Origin of the sequence: Methylobacterium sp. NMS14P, from assembly GCF_028583545.1 — a bacterium.
Taxonomy (GTDB): Bacteria; Pseudomonadota; Alphaproteobacteria; order Rhizobiales; family Beijerinckiaceae; genus Methylobacterium.
This window is the reverse complement of sequence record NZ_CP087106.1, coordinates 4767086-4784305: the sequence shown is the minus strand read 5'-3', so window position 1 is coordinate 4784305 and position 17220 is coordinate 4767086. Positions and strand designations below refer to the sequence as shown.

Annotated in this window: 15 protein-coding genes; 9 read left to right on the top strand and 6 right to left on the bottom strand. The window is 72.6% G+C overall.

The window, feature by feature from the left end; genetic code table 11:
- Window positions 1-4: 4 nt before the first annotated feature.
- From LOK46_RS22740 to LOK46_RS22730, 3 genes are all read left to right on the top strand, one after another.
- Window positions 5-1402, top strand: coding sequence for a TAXI family TRAP transporter solute-binding subunit (locus tag LOK46_RS22740; RefSeq protein WP_273560660.1), 1398 nt, complete (start codon window positions 5-7; stop codon window positions 1400-1402).
- Between the two features lies 1 nt (window position 1403).
- Window positions 1404-2798 (top strand): adenylate/guanylate cyclase domain-containing protein, encoded by a 1395-nt coding sequence (locus LOK46_RS22735; protein ID WP_273560659.1) that lies wholly within the window; start codon window positions 1404-1406, stop codon window positions 2796-2798.
- Window positions 2799-2910: 112 nt separating this feature from the next.
- The gene (locus LOK46_RS22730) at window positions 2911-3150 is read left to right on the top strand and encodes a hypothetical protein (RefSeq protein ID WP_273560658.1); all 240 of its coding nucleotides are present in this window, start codon (window positions 2911-2913) and stop codon (window positions 3148-3150) included.
- Between the two features lie 29 nt (window positions 3151-3179).
- Here LOK46_RS22730 and sorB read toward each other — a convergent pair whose 3' ends face one another.
- The 6 genes from sorB to LOK46_RS22700 form a co-directional block, all read right to left on the bottom strand.
- Window positions 3180-3497 carry a SorB family sulfite dehydrogenase c-type cytochrome subunit gene (gene sorB / locus LOK46_RS22725; protein WP_273560657.1) on the bottom strand — a complete coding sequence of 106 codons (318 nt, stop codon included), beginning with the start codon at window positions 3495-3497 and terminating at the stop codon, window positions 3180-3182.
- Between the two features lie 23 nt (window positions 3498-3520).
- On the bottom strand, window positions 3521-4729 hold the full coding sequence (gene sorA, locus LOK46_RS22720) for a SorA family sulfite dehydrogenase catalytic subunit (protein ID WP_273560656.1): 1209 nt from the start codon (window positions 4727-4729) through the stop codon (window positions 3521-3523).
- 101 nt (window positions 4730-4830) lie between these two features.
- Window positions 4831-5772: an NAD(P)-dependent oxidoreductase gene (locus LOK46_RS22715; RefSeq protein ID WP_273560655.1), complete on the bottom strand. Its 942-nt coding sequence runs from the start codon at window positions 5770-5772 to the stop codon at window positions 4831-4833.
- Between the two features lie 89 nt (window positions 5773-5861).
- Window positions 5862-8351 carry a putative bifunctional diguanylate cyclase/phosphodiesterase gene (locus LOK46_RS22710; protein ID WP_273560654.1) on the bottom strand — a complete coding sequence of 830 codons (2490 nt, stop codon included), beginning with the start codon at window positions 8349-8351 and terminating at the stop codon, window positions 5862-5864.
- Between the two features lie 13 nt (window positions 8352-8364).
- Window positions 8365-9786, bottom strand: coding sequence for a cytochrome P450 (locus LOK46_RS22705; RefSeq protein ID WP_273560653.1), 1422 nt, complete (start codon window positions 9784-9786; stop codon window positions 8365-8367).
- 166 nt (window positions 9787-9952) lie between these two features.
- Entirely contained in the window at window positions 9953-10753 is an 801-nt protein-coding gene (locus tag LOK46_RS22700) for a S1 family peptidase (protein WP_443192907.1), read from the bottom strand.
- A gap of 422 nt (window positions 10754-11175) precedes the next feature.
- On the opposite strand from LOK46_RS22700, the gene LOK46_RS22695 reads away from it, so the two are divergent.
- From LOK46_RS22695 to LOK46_RS22670, 6 genes are all read left to right on the top strand, one after another.
- The gene (locus tag LOK46_RS22695) at window positions 11176-13059 is read left to right on the top strand and encodes a methanol/ethanol family PQQ-dependent dehydrogenase (protein ID WP_273560651.1); all 1884 of its coding nucleotides are present in this window, start codon (window positions 11176-11178) and stop codon (window positions 13057-13059) included.
- A 204-nt stretch (window positions 13060-13263) separates the two neighbouring features.
- Window positions 13264-14172, top strand: coding sequence for a methanol oxidation system protein MoxJ (moxJ, locus tag LOK46_RS22690; RefSeq protein ID WP_273560650.1), 909 nt, complete (start codon window positions 13264-13266; stop codon window positions 14170-14172).
- Between the two features lie 68 nt (window positions 14173-14240).
- Complete coding sequence (gene moxG / locus LOK46_RS22685) at window positions 14241-14828, top strand: cytochrome c(L), periplasmic (RefSeq protein ID WP_273560649.1); 588 nt, start codon at window positions 14241-14243, stop codon at window positions 14826-14828.
- Window positions 14829-14910: 82 nt separating this feature from the next.
- Complete coding sequence (locus tag LOK46_RS22680) at window positions 14911-15201, top strand: methanol dehydrogenase [cytochrome c] subunit (RefSeq protein ID WP_273560648.1); 291 nt, start codon at window positions 14911-14913, stop codon at window positions 15199-15201.
- Window positions 15202-15337: 136 nt separating this feature from the next.
- Window positions 15338-16369 (top strand): AAA family ATPase, encoded by a 1032-nt coding sequence (locus LOK46_RS22675; protein WP_273560647.1) that lies wholly within the window; start codon window positions 15338-15340, stop codon window positions 16367-16369.
- Window positions 16366-17220: a DUF58 domain-containing protein gene (locus tag LOK46_RS22670; RefSeq protein WP_273560646.1), complete on the top strand. Its 855-nt coding sequence runs from the start codon at window positions 16366-16368 to the stop codon at window positions 17218-17220. Before LOK46_RS22675 ends, LOK46_RS22670 begins: the two co-directional genes overlap by 4 nt.

Genomic DNA, 17220 nt, shown 5'->3' with positions numbered 1-17220 from the left:
GGCGATGGCGACCCTGCCTGCCTGGATCCTGCGCCGGGAGACCCTGCTCCTGGCCGGGGCCGCCCTCCTGGGCGCGGGCGGGGTCGCGGCCTGGGTCCTGCTCCAGGCGACGGTGCTGACCATCGCGGTCGCGCCCCGCGACGGGACCGAGCCCGGCCTGATCAAGGCCTACGCGGACGCGCTCGAGGCCGCGCACGAGAATGTCCGGCTGAAGATCCTGTCCTTCGACGACGTGCGCGAGAGCGCCGCCGCCCTGCAGGACGGGCGCGCCGACCTCGCGGTGGTCCGCCCCGACGTGCTGCTGCCGACCAACGGCCTGACCCTGGCGATCCTGCGCGACCAGGCGATGATCATCGCCTCGCCGGAGCAGGCCGGGATCACCAGCTTCCCGAGGCTCGCCGGCAAGCGGCTCGGCATCGCGGCGCACCGGGACGCCGATCTCTGGCTGCTCCGGAATCTCCTGGGCTATTACGGGCTCACCCTGGAGGAGGCCGCCGGCCCGGCCCGGGACTCGACGGTCCTGCTGGTCCCGGTCGACCAGGAGGCGGTGGCCGGCGCCTTCCGCGAGAGGCGGATCGACGCCTTCGTCAGCATCATCGCGCCCTCGGCGCCGAAGGCGCTGGCCCTGGTCTCGGCCGTGCAGGGCGTCGCCCGCGGCGGCAAGGTGGCGTTCGTCGCCGTGGAGGATGACGGCGCCGTGATCGAGCGCTTCCCGCGGCTCCAGGCGGTCACCGTCCCGGGCGGCCTGTTCGGCGGCCGCCCGAAGCTGCCGGCCGACGACGTGAAGACGGTGGGCGCCTCGTACCGGCTGATGGCCCGGGCTTCCCTGAGCCGGGTCGTGGCGGCCGACGTGACCCAGCAGCTGTTCGAGAAGCGCACCGCCGCCGCCCAGGCGACGGACGCCGCCGAGTACGTCCAGGCCCCGGCCTACGACACGACCGTGGCGGCCACGAGCGCGCGGATCCCGATCCATCCCGGCGCGATCGACTATTACGAGCGCGACCAGCACGGCCTCATCGAGCGCTACGGCGACACGCTCTACCTGCTCGGCGCGCTGGTGGGCGGCCTCGTCTCGGTGCTGGCCTGGATCCGGCAGCGCCTCGCCGGCCTGCGCCGCGAGCGCATCGACGAGCTCCTGGACCGGCTCCTGGAGATCGCCGGGCAGGCCCGGGCGCTGCGCGACCCGGCGGCGATCGAGGCGCTCAACACCGAGGTCGACGCGCTGGCCATGGACGTCGTCCGCTACGCCCGGGAGCGGGAGCCGGACACCCGCACCATGTCGGCGGCGTCCGTCGCCATCGACACGGCCCGAGCGACCATCGCGGATTGCCGGGCGCGGGCGGCCGAGGACGGCGGGCGGACCGGGCGGCCCGTCCGGCTGCACGGCGCCGGCGGGGCCTGACGTGTCCGTTCCAGCCAACGCGCCCGCATCGGACCGGAGCGAGGCCGCGGCGGACGTCGCCTCGGTCCGGAACCGCGTCGCGGCGCGGGTGCAGCGGTCCCTGCGCTCGCGCACCGTGGCGTGGATGACGGTGGGGTTCGCCACGATCCTGGTGATGACCGCCATCGCGCTGGGCGCCTTCGCGTACCAGCAGCGCGGCGTCGACGCCGTGCGCCACACCGTGGCGGTGGACGGGCGCCTCGCCCGGGTGCTGTCGGCGGTGCAGGACGCCGAGACGGGGCAGCGCGGCTACCTGCTCACCGGCGACGAGGCCTTCCTGCTGCCCTTCACCGAGGGGCGGCTGAACGTCGACCGCCAGCTCGACTGGCTGCGCGACCTCGTCCAGGACGATCCCGACCAGCAGGTCGACCTCGACGCCCTGGCCGGGCTGATCCGCCAGAAGCTCGACGAGCTCGGCGCCAGCGTCGCCCTCATGCGCGGCGGCGACGGCGCGGCGGCCCGCGCCTCCGTGGCGGGCGGGCGCGGCAAGCAGATGATGGACGCGATCCGCGACCGCGTGCGCCGCATGGAGGCGCACGAGGCCGACCGGATGGAGTGGCGGCAGGCGATCGTGTCCCGGATCGCCCTGGCCATCTGGGTCCTGGTCGGCGCCCTCGCGGTCCTGTTCGTGCTGTTCGCCGCCTCGGCCCTGCGGGAGGCGACCCGGCGCAACCGGCTGTCGCGGTTCCTGCCGCAGGAGCTGGTCCTGCGGCTCGCCGACGACGACGGCAGCCTGAAGGCCGGCCGCCGCCAGCAGGCCGCCATCGTGTTCGTCGACATGCGCGGCTCGACCACCCTGGCCGAGAGCCTGGATCCGCACCGGCTCTCCGAGTTCCTGTCCGCCTTCCGGCGGCGGGTGACGCGCCTCGCCCGCCTGCGGGGCGGGGTGGTCGACAAGTTCATCGGCGACGGCGCCCTGGTGGTGTTCGGCCTGCCCGAGCCCCGGCCCGACGACGCCGCCCGCGCCCTCGCCTTCGCGCAGGACCTCGTCGCGGTGATCGCCCGCTGGACCGACCGGGCCGGGCCGGCCCGGCCCGTGCGCATCGGCGTCGGCGTCCATTACGGCGAGGTGTTCTGCGGGATCATCGGCGAGGAGGCGCGCTACGAGTTCACCGTGCTGGGCGACGCCGTCAACGTCGCCGCCCGCCTGGAACAGGCGACAAAACTCCACGGCGTCCCGATCCTGGTCTCGGAGGCGGCGCGGCGCGCCGCCGGGGCGCCGGCCGCGGCGTGGCGCGAGGTCAGCCGCGAGCCCCTGCGGGGGCGCCGCGAGCGCATGGCCTACCACACACCCGCCGAACCCGGCTCCTATCGGGAAGAAGATATCGTGTTCGCGGCGGTCGAACCGGTCCTCTGAGAAGAACCTGTCTGCCGCTGAGACTGAAAGGAGAACAAGCATCTCCTCGCGTTGCGAAATACGGAAGACGTGTCCATTGCGAACGGGCCTGCCGAGCGCGACATTCCGCTTCATGCGCAGCGCCTCCGAGAACCAGTCGCCGGCCTTCGATCCGTTCGGCGAGCCCGTCGCCGACGGCGTCGCCCGCGCTTGCCCGGCCGCGGCAGTCGGCGACCGCACGGCGCGGCGCGTCGGCGGTGCGGTGTTCTGGACGCTCGCCCTGGCGATTTTGGCCGGACGCGTCTACGCCTACGATCTTCCGGCCGTGCAGGCCGTCGCCTCGCACGCGGCCCAGGCGCTCGCGCTGCGCTGACGCGGCGGGATCAGGCGTCTCTCCGATCCTCAGTAGGTTCCAGCCAAGTAGGCGGCGATCGCGCCGGCATCGGCCTGCTCGATCGGGGCGTGGTAGGCCTTGATCATCTTGGACACCTCGGCGTCCCAGAAGGCTTTCCCGCGTCCGGGCGGCTGCGTGGCGATGTAGTCCACCGAGTGGCAGGTCTGGCAGTTGGCCTGCGCCGCCTCGTAGCCCGCGGTCAGGCCGGCGTCCGCCGGGGGCCGCAGCTGCGCGGTCGGGTCTGGGAGCGTGTAGGTCCGCGGCGCCGCCCAGGCCGCGCCGGCCGTCAGGCCCGCGATCACCGCGCCGAGCGCGAGCGCCCGCATCCCGTCTGTCCTCCGGTTCGCCATCATGCCGCCCGCACCCGGGTGGTCTCGACGCCGTTGCGCATGTAGCCCGACGGGTTCCAGCGCGACATCGTCGGCTGGGTGCTGCCGTCGTTGGCGGTGGCCCGCACCCGGATCGCGTGGGCGCCGGGCGTGAGCGCGGTCGCGAGCGACCAGGTCCGGAACGCGTAGGGGCCGAGATCCTGGCCGAGCGCGGCCTGAGTCCAGGTGGCGCCGTCGTCGGTCGAGACCGCGACCTCTCCGATGCCCGAGCCGCCGTCGAACGCGATGCCGCGCAGGGCGACCGGACCCGCCTTCACCTGCGCGCCGTCGGTCAGGTTCGTCAGGAACGACCGGACGTTGAGGCGCCCGATCGGCACCGTGGCGGCGGCCGCCTGACCGGGCTCGGTGCAGGCGCAGGGATTGTCGGGGATGCGGTAGGCGGTCTTCATGAAGAAGCCCTCGAACGGCTTGTCCAGCACCGTGACCGTGTCGAGGTGCTTGACCCAGTAGGTCCCGTAATAGCCCGGCACCACGAGGCGCAGCGGGTAGCCGTTGAGCCAGGGCAGATCCGCGCCGTTCATGCCCCAGGCGAGCAGCACCTGCCCGTCGCCGGCCTGGTCGAGGGTCAGTGCCTTGGCGAAGTCCGGTGTCTCGGGCAGGACCGGGCGGTCGAGGCCGTTGAACGCGACCTGCACGGCCCCGGCCTTCACGCCGGCCCTGTCGAGCACGCTCTTCAGCGGCACGCCGGTCCAGCGGGCGCAGCCCATGGCGCCGTTGGCGAGCTGGCCGCCGGCCATGCGCGGCTCGAAGAAGCCGCGGGAATTGCCCGAGCACTGGTTGACCGCGACGATCTCGGTCCGGCCCGGCAGCGCCTTCAGCTCCGCGAGCGACAGCGCGACGGGCCGCTCGACGTGGCCGCCGACGCTCAGCCGGAACGCCTCGGGATCGATCTCCAGGGGGATGTCGGCGAGGTGGTAGCGGACGAAGAACGCGTCGTTCGGCGTGATCGCGCCCTCATCGAAGACCGCGAACGGCGTCTCCAGCTGGGGCGGCCGGGCGGTCGTCTGCAGCAGCGGCCGCTTGCCCGGATAGGCGACGAGCGGCCGCTCGCCGTTGCCGAAGGGCAGGTGCGCCGTCTCGTCGGCGCGGGCGGGCCGCAGGCCGCTTCCCGCCGCCAGGGCACCGAGTGCGGCGCTCTTCAGGAAGGCCCGCCGTGCCGGATCGGTCATCCTCTGCTCCCTCCCGGCCCGCACCGGACGTCCCGGTCCCCGCGAGGCCCGGCTCTCCGTTGGATAGCCCGCTCCGGCCGAAACGCCCAGAGCCCCCGCGTTCAGCCCTGCGTGAGATGCCGGCGCACGGCCGCCGCGGTGACGGCGGAGACGCGCGCGTTCGATTCCCGCGTCACGCCGGCGATGTGCGGCGTCAGGATCAGGTTCGGCACCCCCGCGAAGACGGCGCCGGCCGCCGCGTCGAGGGGCTCGCGGTCGAACACGTCCAGCGCCGCGCCGCCGAGATGGTCGGACCGCAGCGACGCGGCCACCGCCGCCTCGTCCACGACCCCGCCCCGGGCCGCGTTGATCAGGATCGCCCCGCGGGGCATCCGCGCCAGCGCGGCCGCGTCGATCAGGCCGCGGGTCTGATCGGTGAGCGGCACGTGCAGCGAGAGCACGTCGCTCTCGGCGATCAGCGCGTCGAGCGCCGTCCGCTCGACCGGCCCGGAGGCCGGGTTCCAGGCCGGGTCGTCCGCGGCGACGAAGGGGTCGTGGGCGGCGACCGCCATGCCGAGCGCCGCCGCCCGCCGGGCGGTCTCCCGGGCGATCGACCCGAAGCCCACGAGGCCGAGGCGCTTGCCGGCGATCTCGCGGCCCATCAGCGCGTTGCGCGGCCACGTGCCGGCGGCGACGTCGGCGCTCGCCGCGTAGGCGCCGCGCAGGAGCAGCAGCGCGGTGGCCACGACGTACTCGGCGACCGCGCCGTCGTTGGCGCCCGTGGCCGGGCAGACGGCGATGCCGCGCGCCCGGCAGGCCGGGACGTCGATGTTGTCGAGGCCGACGCCGAGGCGGCCGACGACCCTGAGGTCGCGGGCGGCATCGAGCAGGGCGCCGCGGACCTGCGTCCGGTTGCGCACGATCAGGGCGTCGGCCCGGGCGACGGCGGCGAGGAGCGCGTCAGGCCGGTCCACGAGGCCCGGATCGTACTGCACGTCGAGGCCGGCGAGCTCGCCCGCGATCGCGGCCTCGTCCATGAACTCGCTGATGACGACCTTGGGCATGGCGCGCCTGTGTCCCGGTTCCGCGTGGTCGTCCCCCCGCTAGAGCCGTTGCCACCCGCGTGGCAACCCGGATCCGGGGCCGTTCGCCCTCAGGCGACCGCGCGGACGGCCCGCTCCGCCGGGAGCGCCGTCCGGGGCAGGCGCTCGATCAGGCCGGGGATCTCCTCGGGCGGGCGGGCGGGGCTGTACAGGAAGCCCTGCGCGCTGTTGCAGCGCCGCAGCCGGAGGAGTTCGGCCTGCTGCTCGGTCTCGACACCCTCCACCGTGACGTCGATGCGCAGGTCGCGGGCGATGACCATGATCGCCTCGATCACCGTCAGGCACTCGGGGCGGCCGCTCAGGTCGCGCACGAAGGCGCGGTCGATCTTGATCTTGTCGACCGGGAACTGCGTCAGGTAGCTCAGCGAGGAGTAGCCCGTCCCGAAATCGTCGAGGGCGATCCGCACCCCGAGCGCCCGCAGGGCGCGGAGATTGTCCAGCACGTGCGGCGTGTTGGCCAGGAAGATCGACTCGGTGATCTCGATCTCGAGGCGGTCCGCCGCGAGGCCGGTCTCGGTCAGCACCGTCGCGACGTCGGCGAAGAAGTCGGGCCTGCGGAAATGGACCGACGAGATGTTGACGGCGACGCGCAGGCGCGCCGGCCAGGTCAGCGCCTCCGCGCAGGCCCGCCGCAGGGCCCAGCGCCCGATCGCGAGGATGAAGCCCGTTCCCTCGGCGATCGGGATCAGCTCGGCGGGCGAGACCGGCCCGAGGCCCGGCCGGGTCCAGCGCAGCAGCGCCTCGCAGCCCACCACCTGGCCGTCCTGCAGGCTGACCAGCGGCTGGTAGTGCAGCGCCATCTCGCCGTCGGCGAGGGCCTGCCGCATCGCCTCGTCGAGGTCGTGGCGGCGCTGGACGCGCACCTCCAGGTCGCGGTCGAAACCCCGCCAGCGCCCCTTGCCGCCCTGCTTGGCGCTGTAGAGCGCGAGGTCCGCCTTCCGGAGCAGGTCCTCGGGCTCGGTCGCGTCCGCGGGGGCGCAGGCGATCCCGACGCTGACGCCGATCTCCGCCCGGACGCCGTCGATGAGGTAGGGCTCGCGCAGGGCCCCGATCGCGGCCTCGGCCAGGGCCTGCGCGGCCGCGCCGTCCCGGCCGCGCTGCAGGATCGCGAACTCGTCGCCCCCGAGGCGGAACGCCTGCGCGTCGGCCGGGAGCAGGGCGCGCAGGCGATCGGCGACCTGCCCCAGCAGGGCGTCGCCCGCCGCGTGGCCGATGCTGTCGTTGACGGTCTTGAAGCCGTCGAGGTCGAGGTAGAGCAGGCTGACCGTCGCGTCCGCGGCCCGGGGCGCGTCCCGCAGAGAGGCCGGGGGCAAAATCTGCGCGGCGGCCGCGCAGGCCTCGGACGCGACGTCGTGGAACATGACCCGGTTCGACAGGCCGGTCATCGGGTCCCGGGTGGCCAGATAGGCGATGTGCGCCTCCGCCCGGCGGGCCTCCGTCACGTCGGAGCCGACCCCCCGGAAGCCCGCGAAGCGCCCCTTCTGGTCGAGGAACGGCTTGCCGCTCAGCCGAAGCCAGCGCCGGCCGGCCGGCGTGTCGACGGCGATCAGGTGCTGGTGGAAGGCACTGCCCCGCCGGAGACGGTCCAGGAGGTCGGCGCTCTGATCGGCCTCGGGGGGCGCCTCGGCCCGGCCGGCGAGCAGCGCCGGGAACGAAGCGTGCTGGAGCGTCCGCACCGGGCAGGCCAGCACGTCCGCCATCCGGGTGGAGACGTGCTGGAACCGCCCGGTCTCGTCCGTCTCCCAGAGCCAGTCGCTGGCATTCGCCTCGAAGGCGTTGAGCAGCAGCCCGATCGTCTCGCTCTGGTCCTCGACCCGCACGCGGTCGAGGATGCGCTGGCGCGACAGGCGGCTCATGCGGCTCACGCTCGTCACCACGAAGATCGCGTAGACGGCGAGCAGGAAGCCGATGCTGAGCGCGACCGGCTCCCCGGACCGGGCCAGCCCGGCGAAGCTGCCGACGATGACCGGGACCGCGAACAGGTACGAGACCGACAGGAGCGGGCCGACCACGTAGGCGTCCGAGATCAGGCCGGCCACGATGGCGACGACGAGCAGGCGCGCGTCGCCGCCGGAGGGCGCGAACAGCACGACCGGCAGGGTCGCCCAGGTGAGGCCCAGGGCGAAGGCGAGGCCGGCGGCGATCCGGCAGCCCCATCGGACGGTGCGCGCCGAGGCGGTGTCGCCGTGGGTGCGCCAGTAGAGCCAGGTCGCGTAGGTCGCCGCCGTGATCAGCACCGCGACCACGGCGAGCAGGCCGAGGAGGTAGGTGTGCGAGGCCGAACTCCAGAAGAAGTACGCGACGGCCAGCGCGATGATCAGGTGCGTCACCGCCGAATAGGTGGCGAGCTTCAGCGTCTCGTCGAGGAGCCCCGCGCGCACCTGCAGGCGGTAGCGGTTCGGCAGCGCGTCGTCGGCGTCGGGACCGAAGAGGCGGCCGAGCAGCGACCCGACCCGTCGGCCCGGCCAGGTCCCCCGCCGCGCGGCCGGCGCGGTCGCGCCGGGCGGGCCGGACGCGCCCGCGGATCGCTCAGGCGACATCTCAGGCGACATCTCAGCCGACATGGCCGGCCCCGGGGCGGGGCGCGACCCTCATCGTCAGGCCCCCCTTGGGCCGCAGCGTCACGCGGAACTGCGCGGCCGGCATCTCCGCCGTCACCGGCCGCAGGCGGAAGGCGGGCAGCAGCGTCGCCAGGACGACGAGGCACTCGGTCAGGGCGAGGCTCATGCCGATGCAGACCCGGGGGCCGGCGCCGAACGGCAGGTAGGCGTAGCGGTCGCGCGCGGCGGCCCGCTCCGGCGCGAAGCGGCCCGGGTCGAACGCCTCCGGCCGGTCCCAGAGCAGCGCGTGCCGGTGCAGGGCGTAGACCGGCACGTGGACCGACTGCCCGGCCGGCACGACCGTGTCCCCGAGCCGGACCGGGGCCCGCGTCCGCCGCACGATCAGCGGTGCCGGCGGATAGAGGCGCATCACCTCGAGGAGCACCTGGCGGGTGTAGGGGAGCCGGTCCGCGGCCTCGGGATCGGCGGCCGGATCGGCGCCGAGGCGCGCCATCTCGGCGACGACGCGCCGCTCCACCTCCGGGTGCTCGGCCAGGACCCGGAAGGTCCAGGCCAGCGCGAGGGCCGTGGTCTCGTGGCCGGCGGACACGAAGGTCAGCAGGTTGTCGACGAGGCTCGCCTCGGGGAGCGGCGCGCCGGTCTCCGGATCCCGCGCCTGCAGCAGGAGGCCGAGGAGGTCGGAGCCGGGCTCGCCGCGCGCCCGGCGGCGCGCGATGGTGCGGGCGACCTCGCCGCGCAGGTAGCGCACCGCCTCCGCCCCGGCCCGGGCTCCCGGATGCGGGACCCAGGCCGGGGCCCGGAGCATCTCCAGGGCGATCTTCCAGCTGGTCTGGCCGAGATAGGCGTCCATCGCGGCCCCGAAGGGCTCGACCTCCAGATGCGGATCGCCCGACACCATCGTGGCGACGATGACGTCGAAGGCGGTGCGCATCATCTCGCGCAGGATGTCCCGCTCGGTCCCGGCCGGATCGGCGTCGCGCCAGCGCGCCCGCGTCGCCGCGGCGGCCCGGGCCATGGCCGGCACGAAGCTCCGGACCCGGTCCGGGCGGAACATCGGGCTCGCGGTCCTGCGCTGCCGCCGCCACTGGGCTCCGTCCGCGGTGAGGACCCCCGCGCCGAGGGCCGGGGCCAGCGCCCGCAGCATGAACGGCTCCCGCTCCAGCGCCTCGGCCTGATCGACCATCAGGCCGCGGATGTGGCCGGGATCGCAGACGTAGGTGGTCCGCTGCCCGAGGAAGCGGGTGGTCACCAGGGGTTGTGTGTAGATCTGCCGGGGCCAGGCCTCGATCAGGCTGCCCAGCATCGTGACGAGCACGGATGGCAGCGCGACCGCCTCGGCCACGCCCTCCACCACGGCCTCCGCGAACGGCGGCCGTCCCGGCGCGCAGACCCTGAACGTTCCGACAGCGGGCATACCGGCTCCCTGGCGGGACCAGATTCGAGGTTCAACGTTAAGTTTTGGCGTGCGGCCGCATCGCCGTCGAGAACTTCCCCGGGCGCCCGGCCGGAAATCGCCGCCTTGCTTACCGGGGGCTTACCGGGATCCCCGCCGAGGCGCGGCGGACGCCCGGCGGCCCGCGCTAGCGGTCCCGGGTCTCGCGGGCCTGCGCCGTGAGGGCCTCGTGGAGCCGGCCCTCGATCAGCAGCGCCGAGCCGTAGTGGAACTCGATGTCGAAGGCGTGGCGCTGGTTCATCGAGAGCGACGCGCTCTGCATCGCGATGAGATGGCCCTCCGCGTCGAACAGGCCCGAGCCCGATCCGCCGTAGCCGTCGTTGCAATCGTGGCGGGCGCGGCGGATCGCGCCCTCGCTCGGCGGATCGATCCGCCGGACGGCGCAGGATTCCCGGCTGCTCTGCCCCCGGTAGTTCTCGTGCCCGGCCGGCGAGACCATCGTCACCGGCAGCGTCAGGTCGCCGGTCGGAAGGGTGGGCGGGTCCGGGATCGGCTGCGGCCGCGCCTCGGCCGGCTCGGCGAGGCGGAGCAGCGCCCAGTCGTCGGTGATGTGCAGGCGCCGTGCCTCGGGCTCGACGCCGAGTTCCAGGATGTCGGGCACGAAGGCGTAGTTCCGGCCGGCGATCTGGAAGTAGCAATCGGCGACGGTTCGGGTGACCTCCAGCTGCCGATTGCGGAAATTGTGCGCGTTCATCAGCACGAGGGACCGGCTCCCGACCAGCCACGCGGCGGCGGCCTTCTGGGGAATCCCGTCCGGGCGCCGGCACCACAGCACGCCCGCGCCGGGAAAGCGGTCCAGGTCGGCCCCCGTCAGTTCGCGCCGCCCGTCCTGCTGATAGAGCGCCGCGAGACGGCGTTCCCCGCCGGTCCCGGCCGCCGCGGCTGGAGGCGCCGGCCAGGATTCCGGCCAGGATTCCGGCCAGGACATCAGGCCGGCAGCCAGCGCCAGAGAGCGGGCCGCGCGGCCCGTGACATGACCCATGGCGTCCTCCCGGAACGGGTCGGCGGACGGCTCCGAGCCCGCGCGCCCGCACATCGTTCCCGCCTGTCTGGGATGGAGGTCGGCTCTCGGTCAAGGCCCGCGTGATCTTACCAGATCTCCGGTGTTCTGTTGCCGGATCATCCCGAAAAGAAATGTTTCGTTTTGCAAAGACACGCATTACAAGCCGTGCGAATAATCAAGTGGCGCACAACGATAATAAGTCTTTCATAAGCTCAGCGAATACTGGAAATAACCGGGATATCGCGACGCCGGAGGCGGATTTGTCGGTGAAAGTCGTGTCGCCACCGAATGAACACCACGATGACTGCGAGGCCAAACGGCGTGGCAGTCCGGCGAGGAGACGCAGGATGATCAGGCTCCGGAATTCCGTCTCGGCATTGGCGATCATGGCGCTCGCGCCGGTCGCCATGGCGGGCGTGGCGCAGGCCAACGACAAGCTCATCGAGAAATCGAAGAGCGACGAGAACTGGGTGATGCCCGGTAAGAACTACGACTCGAACAATTACAGCGACCTGACGCAGATCAACAAGAGCAACGTCAAGCAGCTCAAGCCGGCCTGGACGTTCTCCACCGGCCTGCTCAACGGCCACGAGGGTGCGCCGCTCGTCGTCGACGGCGTCATGTACATCCACACCTCGTTCCCCAACAACACCTTCGCCCTCGGCCTCGACGATCCGGGCAAGATCCTCTGGCAGGACAAGCCCAAGCAGAACCCGGCCGCGCGCTCGGTGGCCTGCTGCGATCTCGTCAACCGCGGCCTCGCCTACTGGCCCGGCGACGGCAAGACCCCGGCGCTGATCCTCAAGACCCAGCTCGACGGCAACGTCGCCGCCCTCTACGCCCAGACCGGCGAGACGGTGTGGAAGGTCGAGAATTCGGACATCAAGGTCGGCTCGACCCTCACGATCGCCCCCTACGTGGTGAAGGACAAGGTGATCATCGGCTCCTCGGGCGCCGAGCTCGGCGTGCGCGGCTACCTGACCGCCTACGACGTCAAGACCGGCGCGCAGGTCTGGCGCGCCTACGCCACCGGCCCGGACGAGGACCTGCTGCTCGCCAAGGACTTCAACATCCACAACGCCCATTACGGCCAGAAGGGCCTCGGCACCTCGACCTGGGAGGGCGACGCCTGGAAGATCGGCGGCGGCACCAACTGGGGCTGGTACGCCTACGATCCGGGCACCAACCTGATCTACTTCGGCACCGGCAACCCGGCGCCGTGGAACGAGACCATGCGTCCCGGCGACAACAAGTGGACGATGACGATCTTCGGCCGCGACGCCGACACCGGCGAGGCGAAGTTCGGCTACCAGAAGACCCCGCACGACGAGTGGGACTATGCCGGCGTCAACGTGATGATGCTGTCCGACCAGAAGGACAAGGACGGGAAGATGAGGAAGCTCCTCACCCACCCGGACCGCAACGGCATCGTCTACACCCTCGACCGGACGGACGGCACGCTGGTCTCGGCCAACAAGATCGACGACACCGTCAACGTGTTCAAGTCGGTGGACCTGAAGACCGGCACGCCGGTGCGCGATCCGGAATACGGCACCCGGATGGACCACCTCGCCAAGGACATCTGCCCCTCGGCGATGGGCTACCACAACCAGGGTCACGATTCCTACGATCCGAAGCGGCAAGCCTTCTACATGGGCATCAACCACATCTGCATGGATTGGGAGCCCTTCATGCTGCCCTACCGGGCGGGTCAGTTCTTCGTCGGTGCGACGCTGAACATGTATCCGGGCCCGAAGGGTGACCGGCAGAACTACGAGGGACTCGGCCAGATCAAGAGCTACAACGCCATCACCGGCAAGTTCAACTGGGAGAAGATGGAGCGCTTCGCGGTCTGGGGCGGCACCACCGCCACCGCGGGCGACCTCGTCCTCTACGGGACGCTGGACGGCTTCATCAAGGCGCGCGACTCCGACAACGGCGACCTCCTCTGGAAGTTCAAGCTGCCGTCGGGCGCCATCGGCTACCCGATCACCTACACCCACAAGGGCACGCAGTACGTCGCCATCTACTACGGCGTCGGCGGCTGGCCGGGCGTGGGCCTGGTGTTCGACCTCGCCGACCCGACCGCCGGTCTCGGCGCGGTGGGCGCCTTCAAGAAGCTCGCCAACTACACCCAGATGGGCGGCGGCGTGATGGTGTTCTCGCTGGACGGCAAGGGCCCGTACGACGACCCGAACGTCGGCGAGTACGCGCAGCACGCCGCCAAGTAACGGTCGCCAAGTAACGGGCGCCAAGTAACGGGCGCCAGGTAACGGCCCCCAGTAACCGCCGCCTGCATCCCGTCGGCCCCTCGGCCGGCGGGGTTCCGGGATCGGATCCCGACGGGCGGGGCCCTCCGGCGCCCCGCCTGTCCCTCCGGACACGCCATCCGGACACGCCATCAAGAAACGCTTCGACAACAGGGATCAACGTCCATGCCGCGCCCGCGCGCCCGCATCCTGGCGGCCCGTTTCGCCGCCGTCCTGACGCTCGCTTCCCTGGCCGCCGGGCCGGTGGCGGCCCAGGAATCCGAGGCCCAGGCCATCCAGTCGGAGCCCGGCAAGGCCCCGGCCGCCCCGCCGGCCGACCCCGCGACCCTGCGGATCTGCGCCTCCGAGAAGCAGCCGCCGCTCTCGATGAGGGACGGCTCCGGGCTCGAGAACCGCGTCGCAATCGCCGTCGCCGAGGCGATGGGGAAGAAGCCCGTCTTCGTCTGGCTCGAGAAGCCCGCGATCTACCTCGTCCGCGACGGCCTGGAGAAGCGGACCTGCGACGTGGTCGTCGGCCTCGACAGCGACGACCCGCGGGTGCTGACCACCCGGCCGTACTACCGGAGCGGTTACGTCTTCATCACGCGCGCCGACAAGGATCTCGACGTGAAGTCCTGGTCCGACCCGCGGCTCAAGACCCTCGACCACATGGTGGTGCCGTTCGGCTCGCCCGGCGAGGCGATGCTCAAGGATATCGGCCGCTACGAGGAGGACATGGCCTACCTCTACTCGCTGGTGAACTTCCGCTCGCCGCGCAACCAGTACACCCAGATCGACCCGGCCCGCATCGTCAGCGAGGTCGCCAACGACAAGGCCGATGTCGGCGTCGCCTTCGGCCCGGACGTGGCCCGCTACGTCAAGGATTCCCCGACGCCCCTGCGCATGACGCTGGTCCCGGCCGACACGGTCGGCAGCGACGGCCGCAAGGTCCCGCAGGTCTTCGACCAGTCGATGGGGGTGCGCAAGGACGACGAGGCCCTGCGCAAGGCCCTCGACGCCGGGATCGAGAAGGCCCGACCGGCGATCGCGGCGATCCTCAAGCAGGACGGGGTGCCGGTCGTCGCCTCGAACTGAGGCCGCCCCACCGAGACCGGCCCGGCGCGCCCGGGCCATCGATCAGGACATCAGGATCCGCTCAACAGATGCTCATCGTACGTTCGGCCCGCGTCGCCCTTCTCACCCTCGCCGTGGCGATGCCCGTCGCGGCCCGCGCCCAGCCCCAGTCCGGCCCGCAGACCGGCATCGTCTTCCGCAACACCATCACCGGCGAGGCGATGGACACGGCCGAGGGCAAGCCGGGCGGGCGGGACTCGCAGGCGGTCAAGACCTTCTTCCAGACCGGCAAGAATCTCTACATCGACGACAAGTCCTGCCTGCGCAACGGCGAGAGCCTGTTCCTGACCTCGTGCTCCGGCTGCCACGGCCATCTCGGCGAGGGCAAGGTCGGGCCCGGCCTCAACGACGATTACTGGACCTACCCGGCGAACACGACCGATGTCGGCCTGTTCTCGACCCTGTGGGGCGGCGCCAACGGCATGATGGGACCGCACAACGAGGATCTCAATCCCGACGAGATGCTGCAGGTCATCGCCTGGATCCGCCATCTCTACACGGGTCCGGTGAAGGATGCCGAGTGGCTCACCGACGAGCAGAAGAAGACTTACAAGCCCTTCAAGGAGGGCGAGACCTTTGCCAAGGACGTGCCCGGCCAGTGCAAGCCGCTGGACTAGCCGTTCTCGGCAAGTCGCGCCCCGCGGGAGACGGGGCGAACCAACGGCCCGACCGGCCAAGGAAGAGACGGAGGAATCAACGATGCGCACAGTGATCACGGTGGCGATGCTGATCGCGGGGGCGGCCTTCGCGGTGCCGGCGCTGGCCTACGACGGGCAGACCTGCAAGGCGCCGGGCAATTGCTGGCAGCCGAAGCCCGGCTTCCCCGAGAAGGTCGCCGGGACCAAGTACGATCCCAAGCACGACCCGAAGGAGGTCAGCAAGCAGGCCGAATCCATCAAGCAGATGGAGGAGCGCAACAGGAAGCGGATCGAGAACGCCAAGAAGACCGGCAAGTTCGAGTACGACGTCGCCAAGATCTCGTCGAACTGATCCCGACCGAGCGGTCCGACCGTCCTGGGGCCGGCCCGCGCCGCGGCGCCGGCCCGCAGCGACGTTCGGCGCCGCGCCGCACCGAGACCCGGCGCCGCCGTTCCGGCGCCCCGCCCGACACCGCAGGCACCGTTTCATGAACACCCTCCGTCCCGGAGACACGATGCTCACCGACTGGCGGGCGGCGGCGGCCCGCTTCGAGGCGGAGGTCGCCAAGGCGGTGGTCGGGCAGGAGCGGGCGATCCGCCTCGTGACGATCGCGATCTTCGCCCGCGGCCACGTGATGCTCGAGGGCGATGTCGGCGTCGGCAAGACCACCCTGCTGCGGGCGGTGGCCCGGGCGCTGGGCGGCGCCTACGAGCGCGTCGAGGGCACGGTCGACATGATGCCGACCGACCTGATCTACCACACCTATCTCGGCCCCGACGGCCGGCCGCGGGTCGATCCCGGCCCGGTCCTGGCCCGGGCCGAGGATCTCTCGGTGTTCTTCTTCAACGAGATCAACCGGGCGCGGCCGCAGGTCCACGCCCTGCTGCTCCGGCTGATGGCCGAGCGCAGCGTCCAGGCCTTCGGCCGCACCTACGCGTTCCCGAACCTGCAGGTCTTCGCCGACCGCAACCGGGTCGAGCGCGAGGAGACCTTCGAGCTCCCGGCCGCGGCCCGCGACCGCTTCCTGATGGAGATCGGGCTGGAGGCGCCCCGGGACGCGGCGGTGCGCCGGAGCCTGGTCTTCGACCCGCGCTTCCACGACACGGACGCCCTCGTCGGCGCGGTCGCGGAGGGCGTGCTCGACCACGCCCGGATCGGCGGCATCGCGGCCGCGATCCAGCACGCGGTCCGCGCGGAGCCGTCGATCGAGGCCTACGTGGTGGCCCTCTGGGACGCGCTGGTCCGCCCCGCGGAGGCCGGGATCCGGCTCCCGGGCCTCGACACCGCCACCCTCGTGCAGGGCGGCGCCTCGCCGCGCGGCGTCGCCTTCCTGGTGCGCGCCGCCCGGGTGCGGGCGTGGCTGGAGGGCCGCGACTGGCTGGTGCCGGAGGACGTGCGGGCGGTCTTCACCGAGGTGATGGCCCACCGCGTCTTCCTCGAGCCCGTCCACGAGCTGCAGCGCGGCGCGATCGTGCCCGCCCTGTGCCGGGCCGCGTTCGAGACGGTGCCGGCGCCGTGAGCGACCCGCGCACGGCCGACATCGTCTACCTGCCGCGCTGGCGGCCGCGCGGCAGCCGGGCCGGCCTCCACCGGGGGCGCGACGCCGGCGGCGCCGGCCCGTTCCGCGATCAGGTGCCGTTCCTGCAGCTGCCGGATGCCCGCCGCATCGACCTGCGCGCGACGCTGCGCGACCCGTTCGAGGGCGTGCATGTCCGCCGCTTCGAGGCGCGGACCGCGGTCGAGACCTGGGTCCTGGTCGATCTCTCGGCCTCGATGGGCTTCCGCGGCACGGCCGACCGGGCTCGGCTCACGGGCGATCTCTGCCGGGCCCTGGCCGTCTCGGCGACCCGGATCAGCGACGGGTTCGGCCTGATCGGCTGCGACGAGACCCTGCGCGACGACCTCACCCTCCCCGCCACCCGCCACCGGGGCGCGGCCGTCGCCGCGGCCGAGCGGGTCGCGGGCGCGCCGCGCGCGGGACGCGGCTGCGCCGGCATGCTCGAGGCCGCGCGGCGGCTCGCCGGGCGACCGAAGCTCGTCTTCCTCGCCTCCGACTTCCGCTGGCCCGAGGCCCTGATCACCCGGGTCTTCGCCGCCCTGGCGCCGCACGACACGGTGCCGATCCTGCTCGCCGACCCCGCCGAGGCGGAGGCGCTGCCGGCCTTCGGCCTCGTCGAGCTCGACGACCTCGAGGGCGGCGGCCGCCGCGTGGTCCTGCTCCGCCCGAGCCTGCGCCGGGCCTGGATCGCCCGGGAGCGGGACCGGGTCGCCGCCCTGGAGCGCGCCGCCGCGCCCTTCGCGCGCCGGGTCTTCCGGCTCGCCGGGCGCTTCGACGCCCAGGCGCTCACCCGCCACCTGATGACGACCTGA

What these genes read in the sequence shown, in the direction of transcription:
- LOK46_RS22740 (WP_273560660.1), top strand. Translation starts at nt 5, where the DNA reads ATGGCGACCCTGCCTGCCTGGATCCTGCGCCGGGAGACCCTGCTCCTG.
- LOK46_RS22730 (WP_273560658.1), top strand. Translation starts at nt 2,911, where the DNA reads ATGCGCAGCGCCTCCGAGAACCAGTCGCCGGCCTTCGATCCGTTCGGC.
- sorB (WP_273560657.1), bottom strand. Translation starts at nt 3,497, where the DNA reads ATGCGGGCGCTCGCGCTCGGCGCGGTGATCGCGGGCCTGACGGCCGGC.
- sorA (WP_273560656.1), bottom strand. Translation starts at nt 4,729, where the DNA reads ATGACCGATCCGGCACGGCGGGCCTTCCTGAAGAGCGCCGCACTCGGT.
- LOK46_RS22715 (WP_273560655.1), bottom strand. Translation starts at nt 5,772, where the DNA reads ATGCCCAAGGTCGTCATCAGCGAGTTCATGGACGAGGCCGCGATCGCG.
- LOK46_RS22710 (WP_273560654.1), bottom strand. Translation starts at nt 8,351, where the DNA reads ATGTCGCCTGAGCGATCCGCGGGCGCGTCCGGCCCGCCCGGCGCGACC.
- LOK46_RS22705 (WP_273560653.1), bottom strand. Translation starts at nt 9,786, where the DNA reads ATGCCCGCTGTCGGAACGTTCAGGGTCTGCGCGCCGGGACGGCCGCCG.
- LOK46_RS22700 (WP_443192907.1), bottom strand. Translation starts at nt 10,753, where the DNA reads ATGTCCTGGCCGGAATCCTGGCCGGAATCCTGGCCGGCGCCTCCAGCC.
- LOK46_RS22695 (WP_273560651.1), top strand. Translation starts at nt 11,176, where the DNA reads ATGATCAGGCTCCGGAATTCCGTCTCGGCATTGGCGATCATGGCGCTC.
- moxJ (WP_273560650.1), top strand. Translation starts at nt 13,264, where the DNA reads ATGCCGCGCCCGCGCGCCCGCATCCTGGCGGCCCGTTTCGCCGCCGTC.
- moxG (WP_273560649.1), top strand. Translation starts at nt 14,241, where the DNA reads ATGCTCATCGTACGTTCGGCCCGCGTCGCCCTTCTCACCCTCGCCGTG.
- LOK46_RS22680 (WP_273560648.1), top strand. Translation starts at nt 14,911, where the DNA reads ATGCGCACAGTGATCACGGTGGCGATGCTGATCGCGGGGGCGGCCTTC.
- LOK46_RS22675 (WP_273560647.1), top strand. Translation starts at nt 15,338, where the DNA reads ATGAACACCCTCCGTCCCGGAGACACGATGCTCACCGACTGGCGGGCG.